Here is a 16,969-nt window from a genome sequence, read left to right as displayed (position 1 = left end):
TCAGGGCGTATTGCGGTTCTTCGGGTCCTGGACGCGTCCGCCTTCGCGCGGCGGCTCGGGCTTTTCCGTCTTCCCGACGCCTCCGCCGGATCCCGGCGTCGCCTCCGGCGTCGTCCCCGGGCGCTCGAGAGTCGGTGTCGGCGCTGCGCCACGCTCCTTTCGCCCCTGCATTCCAGCGCGGGGCGCCGCTCCGTGAGGCAGCTCGAAGGCGTTTTTTTCGCGCCGTTCCTGCGCCTCCTTCGTGCCCTCCACGATTCCGCCCTTGCCGTCCTCGGGGATCATTCCTTGTCCGCCCATGCCCGGGAACGTGCGAATGCCTCCAACGGAAGTAAATCGGCCCGCTCGTCGGTAGTGCGGCCCGGCAAGCGCACGCGAGGCCGGGGATTGTCGGACGGCGGCGCCGCGACAACCGTTCCGGAAACACCGGGGAGACATCCATGTCGAAATTCATCGCGCTCGCGCTCGTCTGCACCGCGCTGCCCGCGTTCGCGCAGACGACCACGACGACCACCAATCAGCCGCAGCAACCTGCGGCGCAACCTCCTCCACCGACGACGACCACCACCACGACGCAGCAACAACCACCGCCGCCCTCTTCCTCGACCCAGGTAGTCGTGAATCCCGGCGATCCGGGCTATGCGCCACCGCCGCCGCGAACTACCGTGCGCAGCGACGAGGACGTCGGTGGCGTGACGACGGCGCCTTCCGGCCGCTCCGCGGTCGCGATCATCGCTACTGACGCTCTGTACGGAGGAGTCGCCGGTGCCGTGGTCGGCGCCGGCATCACGCTCATCGACAACGGAAACAACTGGGCCCGGAATCTCATGCTCGGCGCCGGCATCGGCATCCTGGCAGGCGCGGGGTATGGAGTGTACGAGGCTGCGACGCAGGCGCCTCCGCGGCGGGCAGTCGCTGACGCCAATCCGGCGGTATCCAACACGAACGGCCTCGCGCTCACCGCAGCGGCGGGTCGGTTCTAACCCAGGCGGTCGCCCGGGCTGAGCCGCGGAACGCCGACGTGTTCCACGGCGCGCGCGCCGCACCATGATCCGAGCCGCGCGGCCTCCTCGACAGGAAGACCGCGTGCGAGCCCCGCTGCAACGCCCGCGAGAAAACAGTCGCCGGCGCCGGTGGCGTCCTTCTCCTCCGCCGGGTACGCCGCGATGGACAGCTGGCCCTGGCGGTTCAGCACGGTGCACCCGCGCGCTCCGTCCGTGACGATCAACGTCAGCCTCTTGCGCAGCGCGGCCACGTCCAGGACCTGGGCCTCGTCCCGGCTCGCCTTCAACACGTCGATGGCCTCCGTGGCCCCAGGCTCCGGCGGCCGCAGGACCACTTCGCCGCGCCCGGTCACGTCCCGCAGGATGGATTGCGCGTCCGCGAGCACGATCCTGCTGATCTGGCGGAGGCGCTGCAGTGTCCGGAGCGGGATCTCCCCGGCGATGGCGCAGGCGAGGCCGACGTCCCACGTACCGCGAAGCTCCTCCGGCTCGATGGCGGGAGCGACCGCATCCACGCGCTCCGTTCGAACCGCGCCGCGATAAGCGTCGACGAAGGCCGTCGTGCGACCGGGGACGACCGCCGGTTTGCGCGAGACCTCGTGCGCATACCGGAAGTCGTCGCCGACCTTCGCGACGACCTCGTGCGCCTCGCCGAGGGCAGCGAGGATGGCGGAAGCGTACGCCGACGATCCGCCGAGGACCTGCTCGACGGATGCGTTGCGCACCAGCGTGTCGTGGCAATAGTGTCCGACGACGAGGATCGGCACGGCGCGCTTGTCGCACCGCGGAGCGTGGCTTGCAATCGTTTCCCCAGCTCGAGGTGATGTTCGAATCCGCCGCGGCGGGGCTGCCGCTTCCGCCGGCCCTCGCCGCTGCATATGGAGGCGTCCTCTCGCTGCCCGCCGATTGCCTGGTGACGAACTTCGTAGAGTCCGTCGACGGCGTGGTTGCATTCCCGGATGCAGGCGGCGAATCCGGTGGAATCGTCAGCGGCGGGTCGGAGGCGGATCGCTTCCTGATGGGTCTGTTGCGCGCCTGCGCGGACGCGGTGCTGATCGGCGCTGGAACTCTGCGCGCCGCCAGGAACGATCTCTGGTTTCCGGAGTCGATCTTTCCCGGGGCCGCACCGTCGTTCGCAGAGACGCGCCGGGCGCTCGGGCTCCGCGAGCGTCCGACGCTCTATGTCGTCACAGGCTCGGGAAGGATCGATCCGGACCACCCCGCCCTGCGAGAAGGCGCAGTGGTCCTGCGCGGCAAGCTGGAACCGCACGAGATCGTCGCCACCCTCCGCCGGGACGGCCGCCGGCGAATCCTCTGCGAAGGCGGTCCCGGGCTTTTCGCCGAGCTCGCCGCGGCGCGGCTCGTCGACGAGATGTTCTTGACTCTCTCACCGCGGCTCTTCGGCCGCTGGCCGGGCGACGCACGCAAGGCCCTCACGGAAAAGCGCGATCTCGCGGGTGCTCCGCTGGAGCTGCTCTCGCTGCGGAGACACGGCTCGCACCTGTTCCTTCGCTACCGATGCCGATGACGGTGGTGCGCGTCCGAGACGTGGGCATGCGCGTGCGTGAGCGCATCGTGCCGGTGGGGGTGGGCGTGCGGTTCCGTGCGCGGACCCTCATGCGGATGCTGGTGATGGACGTCATGGACGTGCAGATGGTCATGTTCCATCGGTTCGTGCGTGTGCACGTGGGCGTGCTTCGCGCGCAAGAGGGCAGCGACGCCGAGCATCATCAGGGCTGCACCCGCGTAGTCCGCTGGCGCAGGCCGATCGCCGAGCAGCGGGATGGACGCAGCCGCCCCCGCGAAGGGAGCGACGGCGAAGAGCGCGCTTTGCCGGGCCGCGCCCAGAGCGCGCTGGGCGCGGAGGTAAAGGAGAAGGCTGGCGCCGTAGCTCACCGCGCCGACCGCCAGGGCCCCGGCGCAGACGGTCAGGGGCGGCAGCGGCTGTCCAAGGGCGAGCGCGAGAAACAGATTTGCCGCTCCCGCGCAGAGCGCCTTGATGCGCAAGACCTGGACCGGGTCCTTGAGCGAGAGGATCGCCGCGAGGTTGTTGTCCAGCGCCCAGCAAGCGCAAGCGACCGCAATGGCCGCGGCGCCCGCGACCGAGCCCGACCACTCGCCGCGGGCACCGAGGAGCGCAGCCCCAAGGACGATCACCGCCGCGGAAAGGCCCTCGCGCACGGACAGGTGCTCGCCGAACGCGAAGACGGCGAGCGCGATGGTGAACGGCGCCTCGAGATTGAGCAGCAGCGACCCCGCGAGGCCGCTGACGCGGGAGAGGCCCCACAGCATCAGCACCGGACCGAGGGCGGCCCCGGCGATCACGGCCCCCGCGAGGATGGGCGCATCCGCCCGCGTCAGCCGGGCTTCGGCTGCGCGGCGGCGCGCCACCAGGAAGGCCGCGCCCGCGCCGAGATACAGGAGCGCGGCGAGGGTGAGCGGCCTGGCGCTGGGAAGGAGCAGCTTCGACAGCGGCGCGCCGAGACCGAAGAGCAAGGCGGCGGCGAGCCCGAGCCCGGAGCCGCGCAGCCGCTCGTCCGCGTCCATGGCGGGAGTCTACGCCGACAACGCCTGCTCCAGATCGGCGATGACGTCTTCTGCGTCCTCGAGACCCAGCGAGAGGCGCACGAGGTCGTCGTAGATGCCGATCGCCTCGCGCTCCGCGGTGGTCAACTCGAAGTAGGACATGTAGGCCGGCTGCTCGATCAGGGTTTCCGCCGCGCCGAGCGAGGGCGCGATGGTGGCGAGCTTGCACGCGTCGATCACCCGCGACGTCTCGCGCGCATCTCCGCGGATCCGGAAGCTCACCACGCCCCCGAATCCGCGCATCTGCCTGCGCGCGATCGCGTGATCGGGATGGCTCTCCAGCCCCGGATAGAAGACCTGGCGCACGCGCGGGTGTCTCTCGAGCCAGGCCGCGACTTCCAACGCGGTCTGGTTCTGCCGCTGCACCCGGAGCGGCAGCGTCTTCAGACCGCGGATGAGCAGGAACGCGCTCTGCGGATCGAGGACGCCTCCGAGGACGCCGCGCAAGTCCTTGATCGCCTGCACCAGCCCGGCCCGCCCGCAGACCGCCCCTGCCAGCAGATCGTTGTGGCCGCCGAGGTATTTCGTGCAGGAGTGAATGACCAGATCCACGCCTTCCGCAAGCGGGCGTTGGTTCACCGGCGTCGCGAAGGTCCCGTCGATGATCAGGTTGGTGCCGGGGCAGGAGTTGCGCACGCGGACGAAGGCGGAGAGGTCCGCGACGCGCAGATACGGGTTCGTCGGCGATTCGGCGAGGATCACCTTCGTGCGTCCGGGCCGCAACGCCGCGCGAAGCGCCTCCTCGTCGCCCGGCGCGACCAACGTGGACTCGACGCCGAGCCTCGAGAGGAATTTGGTGACGAACTGCCGCGTCCGCCGGTAGCAGTCGTTCGTGAGGACGACGTGATCACCGGCCTTGAGGAGCTCGAAGAGCGCGGTGGTCGCCGCCGCCATCCCGCTGGAGAAGAGAGCGGTGTCCTCGGCTCCCTCCAATGCCGCAAGCTTCTTCTCCGCGGCGCGGACCGTCGGATTGCCGTAGCGGCCGTACTCCTCGCGCTCGATGTCGCCCTTGAAATAGCTCTCGATCTCGGCGGTGTTCGCGAACGCATACGTCGCGGACCAGACGATGGGGGTGGTGACGGAGTCGTGCGCCTTCTTGCGCGTTTCTCCGCCGTGGACGGCGAGCGTCCCCGGCTTCGGTTCGGTGGAGCGATTGTCGGCCACGGCGGGCAACCTTCCCGCCCACCACGATGGCTGAAAAAAAGCCCAGCCGCTTAGAGTGAGATTTGTTAGGCGCGTCACTCAAGGTGGGCGAAAGTCCGCGCCGCCCGGGGCCTCCGGGCACTGCGCAACCTAGCCAAGCGCTAACTGGATGTCAAAGACGTGGTTCGAGGGCCGCGATTCCGGCCGCTTCGAAGAGCGCCATGTCCTGCGCGTACTCCGGGTTGCCGGTGGTGAGCAGCTTGTCTCCGAAGAAGACGCTGTTCGCTCCCGCCATCATACAGAGGAGCTGCGCCTCCTCGCTCATCTGCTGCCGCCCGGCGGAGAGCCGCACCATGGCGCGAGGCATGAGGATGCGCGCCGTGGCGATGGCGCGGACCATCTCCACCGTGCTGACCGGAGGTCTGGCTGCCAGCGGCGTCCCCGCGATCGCGACCAGCATGTTGATCGGCACCGACTCCGGATGCGGCTCCTGCGCCGCCAGCATCCGCAGCATCTCGCACCGATCGTCGACCGACTCGCCCATCCCGAGGATCCCGCCGCAGCACACCGAGATCCCGGCCCGGCGCACGTTGTCCAGCGTCCGCAGCCGCTCGTCGTACGTGCGGGTCGTGATGATGTCGCCGTATTTCGCGCGGCTGGTGTCCAGGTTGTGGTTGTACGCATCGAGGCCCGCCTCCTTCAGCCGGCCCGCCTGCGCCGCGGTGAGCATCCCCAGCGTGCAGCAGGCTTCCATGCCCAGCCGCTTCACTCCCCGGACCATCTCCAGCACCCGGTCGAACTGCTGCCCGTCCTTCACCTCGCGCCAGGCCGCGCCCATGCAGAAACGCGTCGCGCCGGCCTCCCGCGCCTTGCGGGCGGCGGCGAGCACGTCGTCGACCTCCATCAGCGGCTCGGCCTGCACGTCGGTGTGATACCGCGCCGCCTGCGGGCAATACGCGCAGTCCTCGGGGCAACCTCCGGTCTTCACCGAGAGCAGCGAGCAAAGCTGCACCCGGTTGTCACCGAAGTGCTCGCGGTGCACGGTCTGCGCGCGGTGGACGAGGTCGAGCAGCGGCAGATCGTGGATCGCGCGGACCTCGGCGAGCGTCCAGTCGTGGCGGAACATGTCCGCTCAGTATCACGCGACGGCGTCTTCGACCACGCGGTTGCGGCCCGCCTGCTTCGCCTCGTAGAGCGCGGCGTCGGCGCGCTTGAACAAGTCGCCGGGATTCCGCATCTCCTCGTCCAGCTCGGCGACGCCGACGCTGACCGTGACTTTCACCGCGCCGTCGTCGGTGCGGATGGGTTCGTCGGCGACGCGGCGCCGGATGCGCTCCGCCAGCACGGTCGCGGCGTGGTGCTGCGTGCTCCCGGGCAGCAGGATGGCGAACTCCTCGCCGCCGTAGCGGCCGAGGACGTCCACCGAGCGCAGTGCCGTGCGGCAGCGATCGGCGAGGATGCGCAACACCTGGTCGCCGACGTGATGTCCGTGGCGGTCGTTGATCCGTTTGAAGTGGTCGACGTCGAGCATCATCGCCGTCAGCGGATGCCCGAAGCGGCGCGCGTTGTCGTACTCGCGCTGCGCCAGTTCCATGAAGTGGCGCCGGTTGTACGTGCCGGTCAGGCCGTCGAGGGTGGCCAGGCGCTGGACCTCGTCGAAGAGCCGCGCGTTCTCCACGGCCATCGCCGCCGGCTGCGTGAGCGACTGCGTCAGGCGGACCTCGGCGTCGGTGTAAGCATGGTGGCTCTCCAGGCAGACCACGCCGATCGCCACGCCACGCTGGATCAGCGGCAGCGCCATCATCTGGCGGCCGTCGTTGAGCGCGGGCAGGTGCGTGGTGACGGCGCGCTCCACGTGCGCGGCGGTCGGCACGATGCGCTGCGACTTGTCCTTGCCTCGCGGTCCGCGGCTGACGATCACGTCCATGCCGTCGCGGGTCTCCACCAGGACGGACGCCTCGTCGAATCGGACGGCGCGGCCCAGGCTGTCGAGGAGGCGTTCCAGCACCTCCTTCAGCTCCAGCGTTTCGGAGAGGGCGAGCGTGACCTTCATGCCTTCCCGCTCGCGCAATCCGCGGGTCATGGTGTTGAAGGCGTCGGCGAGCTCGCCCAGCTCGTCGCGGCGTTTCACGTCCACGATGGTTTCCAGCGCGCCGCCGGTGACTGCGAGGGCCGCCTCGCGCAGCTTCTGCACCGGCGCCGTGACCGTGCGAACCGAGCTGAATCCGAGGAGCACCGCGACCAGGAGGCCGAGAGCGAGCCAGAGATAGGCGTCGCGGGCGAGATGGCGCAGCGGGCCCAACGCCTCGGCGGCGGACTCCTGCACCACCGCCTTCCACCCCAGGAGCGGTACGGGGGCGTTCGCGCCCAGCCAGTCGTCGCTTTGCGTGCCCTTGAGCAGCGGATGGTCGCGGAGCGTCACCCGTTTGAGCATCAGCTCCCGGTTCGGGTGGAAGATCACCTTGCCTTCGCCGTCGACGAGGAAGGCCGCACCAGACTCGCCGGGACGGAAGCGCTCGAAGCTGTCGGCGAGCCTGCGCAGCGACACCTCCACCGCGACCACCCACCGCGTTCCGCGCGTGCCGGGCACGGCAACGGCGAGCACGAGGCGGGGAATGGGACGTCCTTCGGCGTCCGGCAGGATGTAGACGGGCCCGATGGCGAGACCCGCCTGGAGCGCGCCCTGCAGCGGCACCTTGCCGGCGTACATGGACAGGGCAGCATCGTCGATGGGCTCATGCTCCGAGGCGAGAACGCCCTGGAGCCTCGCGAACCGGATGATGTTGCCGACCGCGTCTGCTCTGGAGTCGAAGAGGCCGACGATGTCCGCGCCCCGCGTCTCCTTGTAGATCAAGAGCAGCGCCTGCTCGCGGGCCTCGGGATCGAGCTCGTGGAGCCTCAGCGTGGAAGCAGCAAGCGTGAGCGAGTCGAGCTTGTCGACGAGCGTCCGGTGGACCTCACCCGCGAGCGTCCGGGCGTCCTGGGCGTAGATTTCGTCGAGCTGGCTCCGCAGCGCCTCTCGACCGCGCGGCAGCGTGAACGCGGTGGCGAGCAGGAGCGGGAAGCAGGTAGCCGCCGAGAGCAGGAGCGACAGCTTGACCGGAAGTCGCATCGGGCCCTTGTGAAGCGGTTGGCGGCCTGTGGGGCCGGGAGCAAGGCGATGGTACCACGGCCGCTTTCTGCCCGAAATTCACGGATGTACGAGCCTGTGGGCGGCGAGCGCAAGCGCGTCGTCGAGCTTCTCCGGCGCGCCGCTGCCCTGCGCGAAGTCGGGTCCGCCGCCCCCCTTTCCACCCAGGACCGCCAGCGCTTCCTTGAGCAGCACGCCCATCGCAGGTCCCTCGGCCCCCTTCGGACGCGCGAACACGAGATGAGCCCGTCCGTCTTCGATGGCCGCGAGCAGCGCGGTTCCGCCTTCCTGCGAAAGCCGCTGTGCGACGGCCCGGGCGAAGGCGGCTCCACGGTCAAGCTTCGCGACGATGGGCGAGGGCTGCGCCTTCAGCCGCAGCGCCTCCAGCCCGGCGAGCTCTTCGAGCAATCCTTCCGCAGCCTTCCTCCGCGTTTGCGATTCGGCGGCGATGCGCGCCGCCGCCTGCGCGACGTCGGCGGGCGCGCATTTGAGGGCCTCGGCGGCTCCGCTGACCAGGTCGCTGGTTTCGTGGAGCAAGCGAACCACGCGCGCGCCGCAGGCGAACTCGATCCGCGATTTCCCTTCGCCCCACTTCTGCGCCCGAAGGACGGCGATGCATCCGACTTCGCCGGTGCGCGCCGGGTGCGTTCCTCCGCACGGCGAGGCGTCGACTCCCTCCACCACCACCACCCGGTCGCCTTTCATGGGCTCCTTGCGCAGTGGCAACCTGGCGCGTTCCTCGCCGGTGAAGTCTCGCGCGACGACCGGCAGATCGCGCCAGATGCTCTCGTTGGCCATCGATTCCGCGCGCGCCAAATCCAGGGTTCCCAGTCCTGCATCGAGATCGATGGTGCAGATCCGCTCTCCGAGATGGAAGGAGACCGTCGGCGCTCCGAGCTTGTCGAACGCCGCCGAGAGCAGGTGCTGGCCGTGGTGCTGCTGCATGTGATCGAAACGGCGGCGCCAGTCGATCTCCGCGGCGACCTCGCCGGATTCGACCGGCGCGTCCAGCACGTGCAGGACGTCGCCGGCGCGTTCCTGCGTGTCGACGACCTTCACACTGCCGATCGTTCCGCGATCGCCAGGCTGTCCTCCGCCTTCCGGATAGAACGCGGTCCGGTCGAGAACGGCGGCCGGACGTCCGTTCAAATCGCGGACCTCGAGCACGCGGGCGCGAAACGACTTCAGATAAGGATCCTGCAGGTAGAGGCGTTCGGTCATGAGAAGAGGGCGAGCTGACGTTGCGGCGGCTTTTGGGCGGGGCCGGAAACGTCGCGGCCGCCGTACTCGTGAGAATCCGCCTGCTCACCGGCGACGTATTGCTCGAAGTCGGGCCCAGACGCCGATGATTCGAGACGGCGCGCCTGTTCGTCGAGGCGTCGGATGCCATCGAGCTTCTCGGTGCGCCCGAGGCGCGCGGCTGCGACCGCCTGTTTGAGGACCGAGATGGTCCGGTCGTACACGCGCAGGGGGACGGGGAAGGGATGGCCGTCCTTGCCGCCGTGCGCGAGGGAGAAGCGCGCCGGATCGCTGAAGCGGCAGGGCGCTCCATGGAGCACCTCGGCGACCGCCGCCAGCGCCTCGACCGTCCGGGCACCCACACCGCGCTGCAGCAGCAAGTCGGGGAAATCGCGCGGCCCGGATTCCCGGGCGGCGGCGAGGGTGCCGTGCAGGCGCCGGAGGAAGACGTCGGATCGGCGGACCTCGTGATGGGCCGGCATCTGCAGGCGGGGCAGCTCGTGGAGCACGCGCTCGGGCGCGCGCGACAACTCGAGCGCCGCCTCTCGTGAAGCGGCGGCGCGCCGGTCGGTCAGGTTGAGAATCGATCCTCCGGGACGGCCTTCGATTGCGGCATGCGGCTCCTCCACGAAGCTGCGTACGCCCTCGGAGAGCCAGTGATATCGGCGCGCCTGGCGACGGTCGGTGTTCATGCCCTGCTGGACGACCGTCCAGGCGCCGTCGTTCGCGACGACGAACCCGTGCAGGTAGAGATCGAAGCCGTCCTGGACGAGCGCGCTGTCCACCTTGGCGACGAGCCGGCTGGTGCGCGCCAGCGCCTCTCCATCGATGCCGGTCCGTTCTCCGAACTGCACCAGCTCCATCGGCGTGCGACGCGAGTGACGGCCGCGGCCGCCGCAGACGGTCAGGCCGATCTCACGCTCGCGCCCGGCGAGGCCCCGCTTGAGCGCGCCCAGCACGCTGGTGGTGATTCCGCTCGAGTGCCAGTCCATTCCCATCACGCACCCGAGCGCCTGGAACCAGAACGGGTGCGCGAGGCGACGCAGGACGCCGTGCGGGCCTTCCTCGAGCACCAGCGCCTCCACCATCACTCCGCCGAGGCGCGCCATGCGCGACGCGAGCCAGTCGGGCACGCGTCCGCCGTGCAGGGGAAGGAGTGCGCTGCCGGTGCGACCCATACGGGCGTTCAGTATAACTCAGCGGCGGAGCCGGCGCGCGCGGCCGAGGCGGAACGCGCGCGGCGGTTCGGCGCCGATCGGATCCGGACAGACGCTGCGCAGCTTGCACGAGGCGCATTCGGCGCCCGTCCAGATCGCCTCGAACAGCGCCTTGACGCGGTCGACGATCTCGAAATCCTCGCTGCAGAAGCCGACCTCGAAGTTGCGCCGGCCTTCGCCTTTGGCGCCGAGGCCGGCGCCGGTGAGGTTGGCGCTGCCGGCGTAGACCCAGGCGCCGTCGATCACCACCGCCTTGAAGTGGACGCGGGGACAGATCTTCAGCGACAGGCCGCCGGCGGTGAGGCGGCGCCGCTTCTCGAACGAGGCGCGGAAGGGGCGCGAGGGCAATTCGGCGTGGAGGATGCGAAGGTCGACGCCGCGTGCCGCGAGGTCGGAGAAGAGAGCGAGAACGGAAACGAACTTCCCGTCGCGCTCGACCTGCATGTCCTTCAGGTTGGCGGTGGCGATCAGCACCGACTCGCGCGCGTGCGCGAGCTTGTCGAGGATCACCTCGCGGTAGAGCTCGCTGCCTTGCAGCAGCACCGCCTCGATGGCGCGCATGGCGCACCAATGCCACGGCGCGCACGGGGGGCAACTTTACTGATCGCAGCTGTTCGGCGCGATACGGATGCCGTACTTCGGCGCGCCGGCATTGCCGCTGTTGCGTCCGTCGCGACGCCACGAGGGCCAAGGAGTGTCGGCGAGACCGTGATCGTCGGTGATGAACGCCCAGATGGTCGGCGACGAGGCCCCGGTGCCGACGAAGAGCCTGCCGTTGCAGTCCATCATCGCTCCCCGAAGAACCGTGCCCGGCGGGTCGAAGGTCCACGATGTCTGGCCGTGATGGAACGCGAGAAGGAAGCCTGGTGCGCGCGGGAGGTACCAATGGTCGTCGGACCCGTGGAGTGGCACCTGTCCAGGAGAGCCGAGGGCTGGAACGACGATGCTCGCGATGGCGCCCGTCGCGGGCTCATATGCCGTGACGCGGCCTTCGGTGCCACCGTCCGCTTCCGAGGCGTAAAGCTTGCCGTCGATACCGAGTGTCGGCTCTGCGGACAGCCCCCCATCCGTCAGGTTCTTCGACCACGCGGTGCCCAGAAGCGGTGTGAATGCGAGCAAGGTCGAACCGGTCGTGGAAATGCGTGACGCGGCGAAGACGCGGGCACCGTCCGTGATCGTGCCGTAATAGGGATTTCCGATCGAGTCCGCCACGACGACCGAAGGGCCGATACCGCCGTCGTCCGTCAAGGCGTGCCAGTCGATGCTGGACGAAGTGCCGAACCACACGCCGCCGTCGAACACCATGGGTGACGCATGCCGGTCGCGATCATCCGCTGGCTGCGAGCGCAATGCGGGCTTATTCGCCGGCGCCGCAACACTCCAGAGGGTCTGTCCGGTCGCGGCATTGACGTTGTCTGCGACGATGATTTGGTCGACCGGAACTCCGGCAACGGTGCCCGCGGCAACCGCTGGCCCTACCGATATGGCGTGGCCGGTCGCCGTCGTCCAGAGGACCCCTCCGTCCGGAGCGAACGCGCTGATCACGCCCGCCAGATTCGCCGTGTAGATCGGAGTTCCCGCGCTTCCAGCGCCGATGGCTGGCGGTCCGAACACGGTGCCCGCATCGGTGCTCCAATGGATCGCTCCTTGATCGGCGCCAAGACTGAACAGGGTCGTGACGCCGCCATCCGTGGTCGCGATGAGATCAAGGTCCGGATGAACGGCGAGGCCCGTCACCGCTGCCGCGGTCGTGTTGAGCACTGTGCTCCAGAGCAGCCGCGTCGCCCGAACCGGTGTGTCCCTGGGCGAGGCTGCATGGCGCGCCGCTGCGCCAGTGTATGCCGACGCATTGTCCTCTGCTGCGATCACGACGTGGAGGAAGCCGCTCGGAATCAGCGCTGCGCTCCCCGGCAGCGCAGCCGTGGCGGTGCCGGTATGGAAGGCCCCGTTCTGCGGGGCGTTGAGCTGTACGCTGACGTCGAACGAGCAGGTCGTGCTGCCGCTAGTGCAACCGAGAGACTGCGCCGTCCCTGTGCTCGTTCCGCCGGACAGGTCGATCCCATCGACGCGCAATGTCGCGAGGCCGATGCCGCTCATGTCGCTGATGCTGCCCTTCACGTGCACCGTGTCGTTGAAGATGAAGCTGTTGCCGGTCCACCCGGTGTTCGCCACCAGGGCCGGGTATGTGACTCCCGCGCTCCCGGGCTCCGTGTCCTTGTAGATCTTGATCGTTCCGATCGCGGGTGGCGCGTCGTCGATGGTTCGGCTTGCGGTGACCGTGGATTCGTGCCCGAGCCCGTCGACTGCGCGGACGTGGAACGCGTAAGCGCCCTCCGTGTTGGGAAGAGCAGAGGCAGGATTCAACTGGAACGTGTACTCGCTGCCGGCGGAGCTGGCGGGTGGTACCCGCGTGGTGCCCGAGATGAGCTGTGCGGAGGCGACGCCCGCTCCGTCGGCGATGGTGGCGGACACCGTGATCGGTGCCGCACCTCCGTCCGGCAAGGTGCGCGCATACGGCGTGGAGTCCGTGGCGACGGCGATCGCCGGCGGCTGGTTGTCGAAGTACACGTGCTGCACGGCAGTCGTCGACTGGCGCCCCGACGGGCTCGATGCGCTGATCGTGAAATCCAGCGGCGTCGTCCCGTCGTACGTGCCTGACGGCCGGGGCAACGGGAACGTGAACGTGGTGCCGGCGCCCGCGATCCCGGGATGCGCGCACGCGCCCGTCTCGCCGCTCGCCGTGAGACAAACGGTCGCCGGGTCCACGCCGGCGCGGCCCGCAATCGACGCGGACACGGACAGAGGTCCGCCCGTCGTGTCGAAGAACGCGCGCCCGTTCGAATCGGTGAAGGCGGCTGGAGGGGAAACGGCGATGTTGGAGAAGGACGGTGCGTCGGTCGCGACGCAAACGCGCGCCGCGAGGTCGCAGACGGCGCCTGCAGAGCAATTGCCCTCTTTCGAGCACCCGCCGAGGTCAGATGTCCGGCAGGCCAAGAGCGACGCGGAGAGAAGCACGACGAAGGTTGCGCGCATGGCGGGTCAGAAGGCGAAGGTGAGGACGGCGCCTGCCGCGAGCAGGACGCCGGAAACGATGTAGAGCGCGTTCGCGGTGTGCGCTGCGGAGTTGCCCGACTGCAGCGCCTGCAGATCCGCGGGCTGGTACGCGCCGCCGTTCGCGCGATAGCCCGATTCGGCCTTGTCCAGATCGGACTTGCTCTTCGCCCCGAAATAGGCGCCGGCACCGGCGGCGAGCACCGCCGCTCCTGCGGCGGCGTATCCCGCCGTCCGCGTCCAGGTGCGCTTTGCCGGAGGAGGCGAGGGCGATGCGGTCACCGCCGCTACGGGTGCCGCGGTCGGTGCGGGGGCAGTCGGTCGCGACGACGCGATCGAGACCGCCGGTGTTCCTTCGAGAAGGACGGGCAGCTCGCGCAGCGACTCGCTCGTGCCTTCCTTGATCCGCAGCGCGTGCACCCCGACCGGCACGAGCCTCTTCTCACCGGGCCGCAACGGTTCGCCGTCCAGCTCCAGGCTGATGCCGAAGTCCGCCTCGACCATCACCTGGCCGCTGCATCCGGCGGGCACCATCACTTTGCAACCCAGCGCTTCGGTCCACGCAGTGGCTTCCACGGGATCGGGGGAGACGCCAGTCCGCTGCGCCTCCTGCACCACCTTCCGCAAGCCGACGTCGACGAGTCTCACGCGCAACGTGCCCGTGTCCCACGAGGCAACGGCGACGTGATCGGCATTGCCTGCAATTCCCGCCGTGACCCAACACGCTTCGTCCGCGCACGGCTGCGGCGCTTCCAGCGCGAGCGTCTCCTTGACGCCGGGCGCGAAGCTCGCGGCGGTGCGCAACCCTTCGCGAACGCGCGCGGCGGCATCGTCCGGAAGCGCTCCCTGCACCAGGACCCCGACGGCCTTCAAGGGTCGCGGCGCGGTGAGCGGCGCGAGGGGCGGCAGCGAGAGCTGGCCTTCCGCCTGCGCCGCGCCGGAAGACGGTGGCTTCCTGGACTTCTTCTTCGTCTTGGCCGGGGCCGATCCGGGAGGGACCAGCGGCTCGATCTGCGGCTCCGTCTGTCCGAGCGCCGGAAGCGCGAGCGCGAGCACGATCGCGCACAGGGACCGAGGATTCATCAGAAAAGCTCCTGCGAGGGTCCGCCCATGCTACACAATGCGCGAGGGTCGCGTCGTGGCGCCGATGTGGCTTTTTTCCGCAGATGAGGCTACATCGCGCCGGCCATGCGCGCCCTGAAGCCCGATTTCCTCTTTTCCGGCGGCCATGTCCACGCGGGCGCATCGCTGGTCGTGCGCGACGGGCTCGTGGAATCCGTGGGGGATGCGCCCCAGGGTGCCGAAGTCGTTCCCATGCCGGGGCGCGCTTTGCTTCCCGGACTCGTGGCTGCCCACAGCCATGCTTTCCAGCGCGCCATCCGCGGGCGGACGGAGCACCGGAACCATCCGCGGGACGACTTCTGGAGCTGGCGCGAGGCGATGTACGCAGCGGCGGAGCGGCTGTCTCCGGAGGATCTCTACGCCGTCTCCAGATTCTGTTTCCTGGAAATGGCGCGGGCTGGGATCACCGCGGTGGGCGAATTCCATTACCTGCACCGCGATCCGTCGGGAAAGCCCTATGCCGATCCGAACGAGCTGGACCTCGCCGTCGCGCGCGCGGCGAAGGAAGCGGGCCTGCGGATGGTGCTGCTGCGCGTCGCGTACGCGCGAAGCGGGTTCCGGATGCCCGAAAACCCGCGGCAGAAGCGGTTCATCGAAGGCTCCGCCGACGAGTACCTGAAGAACCTCGAGGCGCTCTCCCGGCAAGTCGCGGTCGGCGCGGCACCGCACAGCGTGCGCGCCTGTCCCGCGGAGTGGATCCGCGAGATCGCCGGCGAAGCTTTCCGCCGCGGCTGGCCCTTGCACCTGCACGTTTCCGAGCAGCGCCTGGAAGTCGAGCAGTGCCGCGCGGAGCACGGGACGACGCCGGCGTTGCTGCTGGAGCGATTGGGCGCGCTCCGCGAAGGAACCACCGCGATTCACGGCGTGCACCTGACCACGGACGACATCGCGGCGATCGGACGTGCGCGCGCAACGGTGTGCGCGTGCCCGACCACCGAGCGGAATCTCGGCGACGGCGTGCTCCGTGCGGATCTCCTGCTCGCCGCTGGCGTACGGCTCTGCGTGGGCACGGACTCGGAGGTGCAGCTCTCGCCGCTCGAGGATAGCCGCCAGCTCGAGTACCACCTGAGGCTCGTGCAGGAGCAGCGCGCGATCCTCGACCCGGAGCAGGGCGGGGTGGGCGGTCTCGGCGCAAAGCTGTATCGGATCGCGAGCGAGGGCGGCATGCGGTCGCTCGCCCTCGGCGGCGGGGCACTGCGTCCCGGCGAGCCGGCGGATTTCATTTCCGTCGATCTCGACGACCCCTCGATCGCGGGGGCGAATCGGGACGACCTGATGGCGAACGTGGTCTTCTCGATGGAGCGAACCGCGATCCACCAGACCTGGGTGCGCGGCGAGCCGCTCGGGCTCGACTTCGAGGGTGCGCTGCCGGTCTTTCGCACCGCGATGCGGAGGCTGTGGGAATGATCGACCCCGTCGCCCTTCTCGAGGAGCTGGTGGCGGTCGACTCCACGTCCGCGCGCAGCAACCTGCCGATCCTCGGCGTGCTCGAGCGACACGCCCGCGCGCTGGGGCTGACGACCCGGCGACAGCTCTGGAAGGACGCGGCGGGGATGGAGAAGGGAAACCTGGTCGCGCATCGGGGCGGCGAGAAGGGCGGCATCTCGCTGGTCGGGCACACCGACTGCGTCCCCTTCGACGCAGGGTGGACCGCGGCGCTGCGGCCGGCACGCGAGGACGGAAAGGTGTTGGGGCGAGGCGCTGCGGACACGAAGGCGTTTCTACGCAGGCGAAGCCGTTGCAACTCGTCTTCACCGCCGACGAGGAGGTCGGGTGTCTCGGCGCCCGACGCCTCGCCGAGGAGGGCGCGGTCAGGCCGCGGGTCGCCATCGTCGGAGAGCCGACGCGGATGATCCCGGTGCTCGGGCACAAGGGTTACTGCCTGGCGGAAGTGACGGTCCGGGGGATTGAGGGTCACAGCGCATATCCGGAGACCGGCGCCTCCGCGATTCTCGCCGCCGGGCGCGTGCTGCGGGACGTGGAGCGAATCGCGGGCGAGCTCCGGGCGGAAGCCGACCCGGCGTTTGCCCCACCGCATACGACGTTGAACGTCGGAGTGATCTCCGGAGGCAAGGCGAAGAACGTCATCCCCGGCGTCTGCACGATGGCCGTGGAGTGGCGGCCGCTGCCGTCGCAGGATCCGGGCTCGACGCTCAGGCTTCTCGAGCAGGCTTGCGCGCGGATCCAGGACGAGCGCATCCGCATCGAAGTGGCCGCGCAGCGGCTCGATGCGGGAGTGCTGGTCCCGGAGGATTCGCAGATCGTCGCTTTCCTGCGCGCGGAGTCGAAGAACGCGCCGGAGACGATTCCATTCGGGACCGAGCTGCCTTATCTCGTCCGGCTCGGCGCCAGTGCCTGCGTATTCGGGCCCGGAGACATCCGCGTCGCGCACCGGAGCGGTGAGTTCGTGCCGGTCGCCGAGCTGGCGCGCGCGACCGAGATCCTCGCTGCGGCGGTGGAGCGGTTCGCGAAACCGTGAG

The 16,969-nt window shown here is 69.5% G+C and carries 14 protein-coding genes and 1 pseudogene; 4 read left to right on the top strand and 11 right to left on the bottom strand.

Annotation, left to right across the window (positions count from 1 at the left end; translation table 11 throughout):
- A complete protein-coding gene (locus E6J58_20065) occupies nucleotides 1–297 on the bottom strand; it encodes a hypothetical protein (GenBank protein TMB33727.1) in 297 nt (98 codons plus the stop codon).
- Nucleotides 298–437: 140 nt separating this feature from the next.
- Here E6J58_20065 and E6J58_20060 point away from each other — a divergent pair, with 140 nt between their 5' ends.
- Nucleotides 438–980, top strand: coding sequence for a hypothetical protein (locus tag E6J58_20060; GenBank protein TMB33726.1), 543 nt, complete (start codon nucleotides 438–440; stop codon nucleotides 978–980).
- Here the strand turns inward: E6J58_20060 and E6J58_20055 are convergent.
- On the bottom strand, nucleotides 977–1,954 hold the full coding sequence (locus E6J58_20055) for a carbohydrate kinase (protein ID TMB33725.1): 978 nt from the start codon (nucleotides 1,952–1,954) through the stop codon (nucleotides 977–979). The genes E6J58_20060 and E6J58_20055 overlap by 4 nt on opposite strands.
- Here E6J58_20055 and E6J58_20050 point away from each other — a divergent pair.
- Nucleotides 1,714–2,529 (top strand): hypothetical protein, encoded by an 816-nt coding sequence (locus E6J58_20050; GenBank protein ID TMB33724.1) that lies wholly within the window; start codon nucleotides 1,714–1,716, stop codon nucleotides 2,527–2,529. The two genes, E6J58_20055 and E6J58_20050, sit on opposite strands and share 241 nt — an antisense overlap.
- Here the strand turns inward: E6J58_20050 and E6J58_20045 are convergent.
- The 9 genes from E6J58_20045 to E6J58_20005 form a co-directional block, all read right to left on the bottom strand.
- Complete coding sequence (locus E6J58_20045; protein TMB33723.1) at nucleotides 2,514–3,548, bottom strand: DMT family transporter; 1,035 nt, start codon at nucleotides 3,546–3,548, stop codon at nucleotides 2,514–2,516. The genes E6J58_20050 and E6J58_20045 overlap by 16 nt on opposite strands.
- A 9-nt stretch (nucleotides 3,549–3,557) precedes the next feature.
- Nucleotides 3,558–4,751, bottom strand: a complete 1,194-nt coding sequence (locus tag E6J58_20040; GenBank protein TMB33722.1) for an aminotransferase class I/II-fold pyridoxal phosphate-dependent enzyme — start codon at nucleotides 4,749–4,751, stop codon at nucleotides 3,558–3,560.
- 151 nt (nucleotides 4,752–4,902) lie between these two features.
- Complete coding sequence (gene bioB, locus E6J58_20035) at nucleotides 4,903–5,856, bottom strand: biotin synthase BioB (protein TMB33721.1); 954 nt, start codon at nucleotides 5,854–5,856, stop codon at nucleotides 4,903–4,905.
- Nucleotides 5,857–5,868: 12 nt separating this feature from the next.
- Nucleotides 5,869–7,842 carry a diguanylate cyclase gene (locus tag E6J58_20030; protein TMB33720.1) on the bottom strand — a complete coding sequence of 658 codons (1,974 nt, stop codon included), beginning with the start codon at nucleotides 7,840–7,842 and terminating at the stop codon, nucleotides 5,869–5,871.
- Between the two features lie 78 nt (nucleotides 7,843–7,920).
- Nucleotides 7,921–9,081, bottom strand: coding sequence for an alanyl-tRNA editing protein (locus tag E6J58_20025; GenBank protein TMB33719.1), 1,161 nt, complete (start codon nucleotides 9,079–9,081; stop codon nucleotides 7,921–7,923).
- Complete coding sequence (locus tag E6J58_20020) at nucleotides 9,078–10,277, bottom strand: DUF763 domain-containing protein (protein TMB33718.1); 1,200 nt, start codon at nucleotides 10,275–10,277, stop codon at nucleotides 9,078–9,080. Before E6J58_20020 ends, E6J58_20025 begins: the two co-directional genes overlap by 4 nt.
- An 18-nt stretch (nucleotides 10,278–10,295) precedes the next feature.
- Entirely contained in the window at nucleotides 10,296–10,877 is a 582-nt protein-coding gene (locus E6J58_20015; GenBank protein TMB33717.1) for a phospholipase, read from the bottom strand.
- Between the two features lie 36 nt (nucleotides 10,878–10,913).
- Nucleotides 10,914–13,349: a hypothetical protein gene (locus tag E6J58_20010; GenBank protein TMB33716.1), complete on the bottom strand. Its 2,436-nt coding sequence runs from the start codon at nucleotides 13,347–13,349 to the stop codon at nucleotides 10,914–10,916.
- A gap of 6 nt (nucleotides 13,350–13,355) precedes the next feature.
- A complete protein-coding gene (locus E6J58_20005; GenBank protein TMB33715.1) occupies nucleotides 13,356–14,450 on the bottom strand; it encodes a hypothetical protein in 1,095 nt (364 codons plus the stop codon).
- Between the two features lie 105 nt (nucleotides 14,451–14,555).
- Between E6J58_20005 and E6J58_20000 the strand changes: the two genes are divergently transcribed.
- Together E6J58_20000 and argE are read left to right on the top strand one after the other, a co-directional pair.
- Nucleotides 14,556–15,896, top strand: a complete 1,341-nt coding sequence (locus E6J58_20000; GenBank protein TMB33714.1) for a formimidoylglutamate deiminase — start codon at nucleotides 14,556–14,558, stop codon at nucleotides 15,894–15,896.
- Nucleotides 15,896–16,968 (top strand): annotated as a pseudogene (gene argE / locus E6J58_19995) (acetylornithine deacetylase). Before E6J58_20000 ends, argE begins: the two are co-directional and overlap by 1 nt.
- Nucleotide 16,969: the final 1 nt, after the last annotated feature.

It is taken from the genome of Deltaproteobacteria bacterium (assembly GCA_005879535.1).
Taxonomy (GTDB): domain Bacteria; phylum Myxococcota; class Myxococcia; order Myxococcales; family 40CM-4-68-19; genus 40CM-4-68-19.
This window is presented reverse-complemented; position numbering and strand designations above follow the sequence as displayed.

What these genes read in the sequence shown, in the direction of transcription:
- E6J58_20015 (TMB33717.1), bottom strand. Translation starts at nt 10,877, where the DNA reads ATGCGCGCCATCGAGGCGGTGCTGCTGCAAGGCAGCGAGCTCTACCGC.
- E6J58_20030 (TMB33720.1), bottom strand. Translation starts at nt 7,842, where the DNA reads ATGCGACTTCCGGTCAAGCTGTCGCTCCTGCTCTCGGCGGCTACCTGC.
- bioB (TMB33721.1), bottom strand. Translation starts at nt 5,856, where the DNA reads ATGTTCCGCCACGACTGGACGCTCGCCGAGGTCCGCGCGATCCACGAT.
- E6J58_20065 (TMB33727.1), bottom strand. Translation starts at nt 297, where the DNA reads ATGGGCGGACAAGGAATGATCCCCGAGGACGGCAAGGGCGGAATCGTG.
- E6J58_20055 (TMB33725.1), bottom strand. Translation starts at nt 1,954, where the DNA reads ATGCAACCACGCCGTCGACGGACTCTACGAAGTTCGTCACCAGGCAAT.
- E6J58_20010 (TMB33716.1), bottom strand. Translation starts at nt 13,349, where the DNA reads ATGCGCGCAACCTTCGTCGTGCTTCTCTCCGCGTCGCTCTTGGCCTGC.
- E6J58_20050 (TMB33724.1), top strand. Translation starts at nt 1,714, where the DNA reads ATGCGTTGCGCACCAGCGTGTCGTGGCAATAGTGTCCGACGACGAGGA.
- E6J58_20025 (TMB33719.1), bottom strand. Translation starts at nt 9,081, where the DNA reads ATGACCGAACGCCTCTACCTGCAGGATCCTTATCTGAAGTCGTTTCGC.
- E6J58_20060 (TMB33726.1), top strand. Translation starts at nt 438, where the DNA reads ATGTCGAAATTCATCGCGCTCGCGCTCGTCTGCACCGCGCTGCCCGCG.
- E6J58_20020 (TMB33718.1), bottom strand. Translation starts at nt 10,277, where the DNA reads ATGGGTCGCACCGGCAGCGCACTCCTTCCCCTGCACGGCGGACGCGTG.
- E6J58_20000 (TMB33714.1), top strand. Translation starts at nt 14,556, where the DNA reads ATGCGCGCCCTGAAGCCCGATTTCCTCTTTTCCGGCGGCCATGTCCAC.
- E6J58_20005 (TMB33715.1), bottom strand. Translation starts at nt 14,450, where the DNA reads ATGAATCCTCGGTCCCTGTGCGCGATCGTGCTCGCGCTCGCGCTTCCG.
- E6J58_20045 (TMB33723.1), bottom strand. Translation starts at nt 3,548, where the DNA reads ATGGACGCGGACGAGCGGCTGCGCGGCTCCGGGCTCGGGCTCGCCGCC.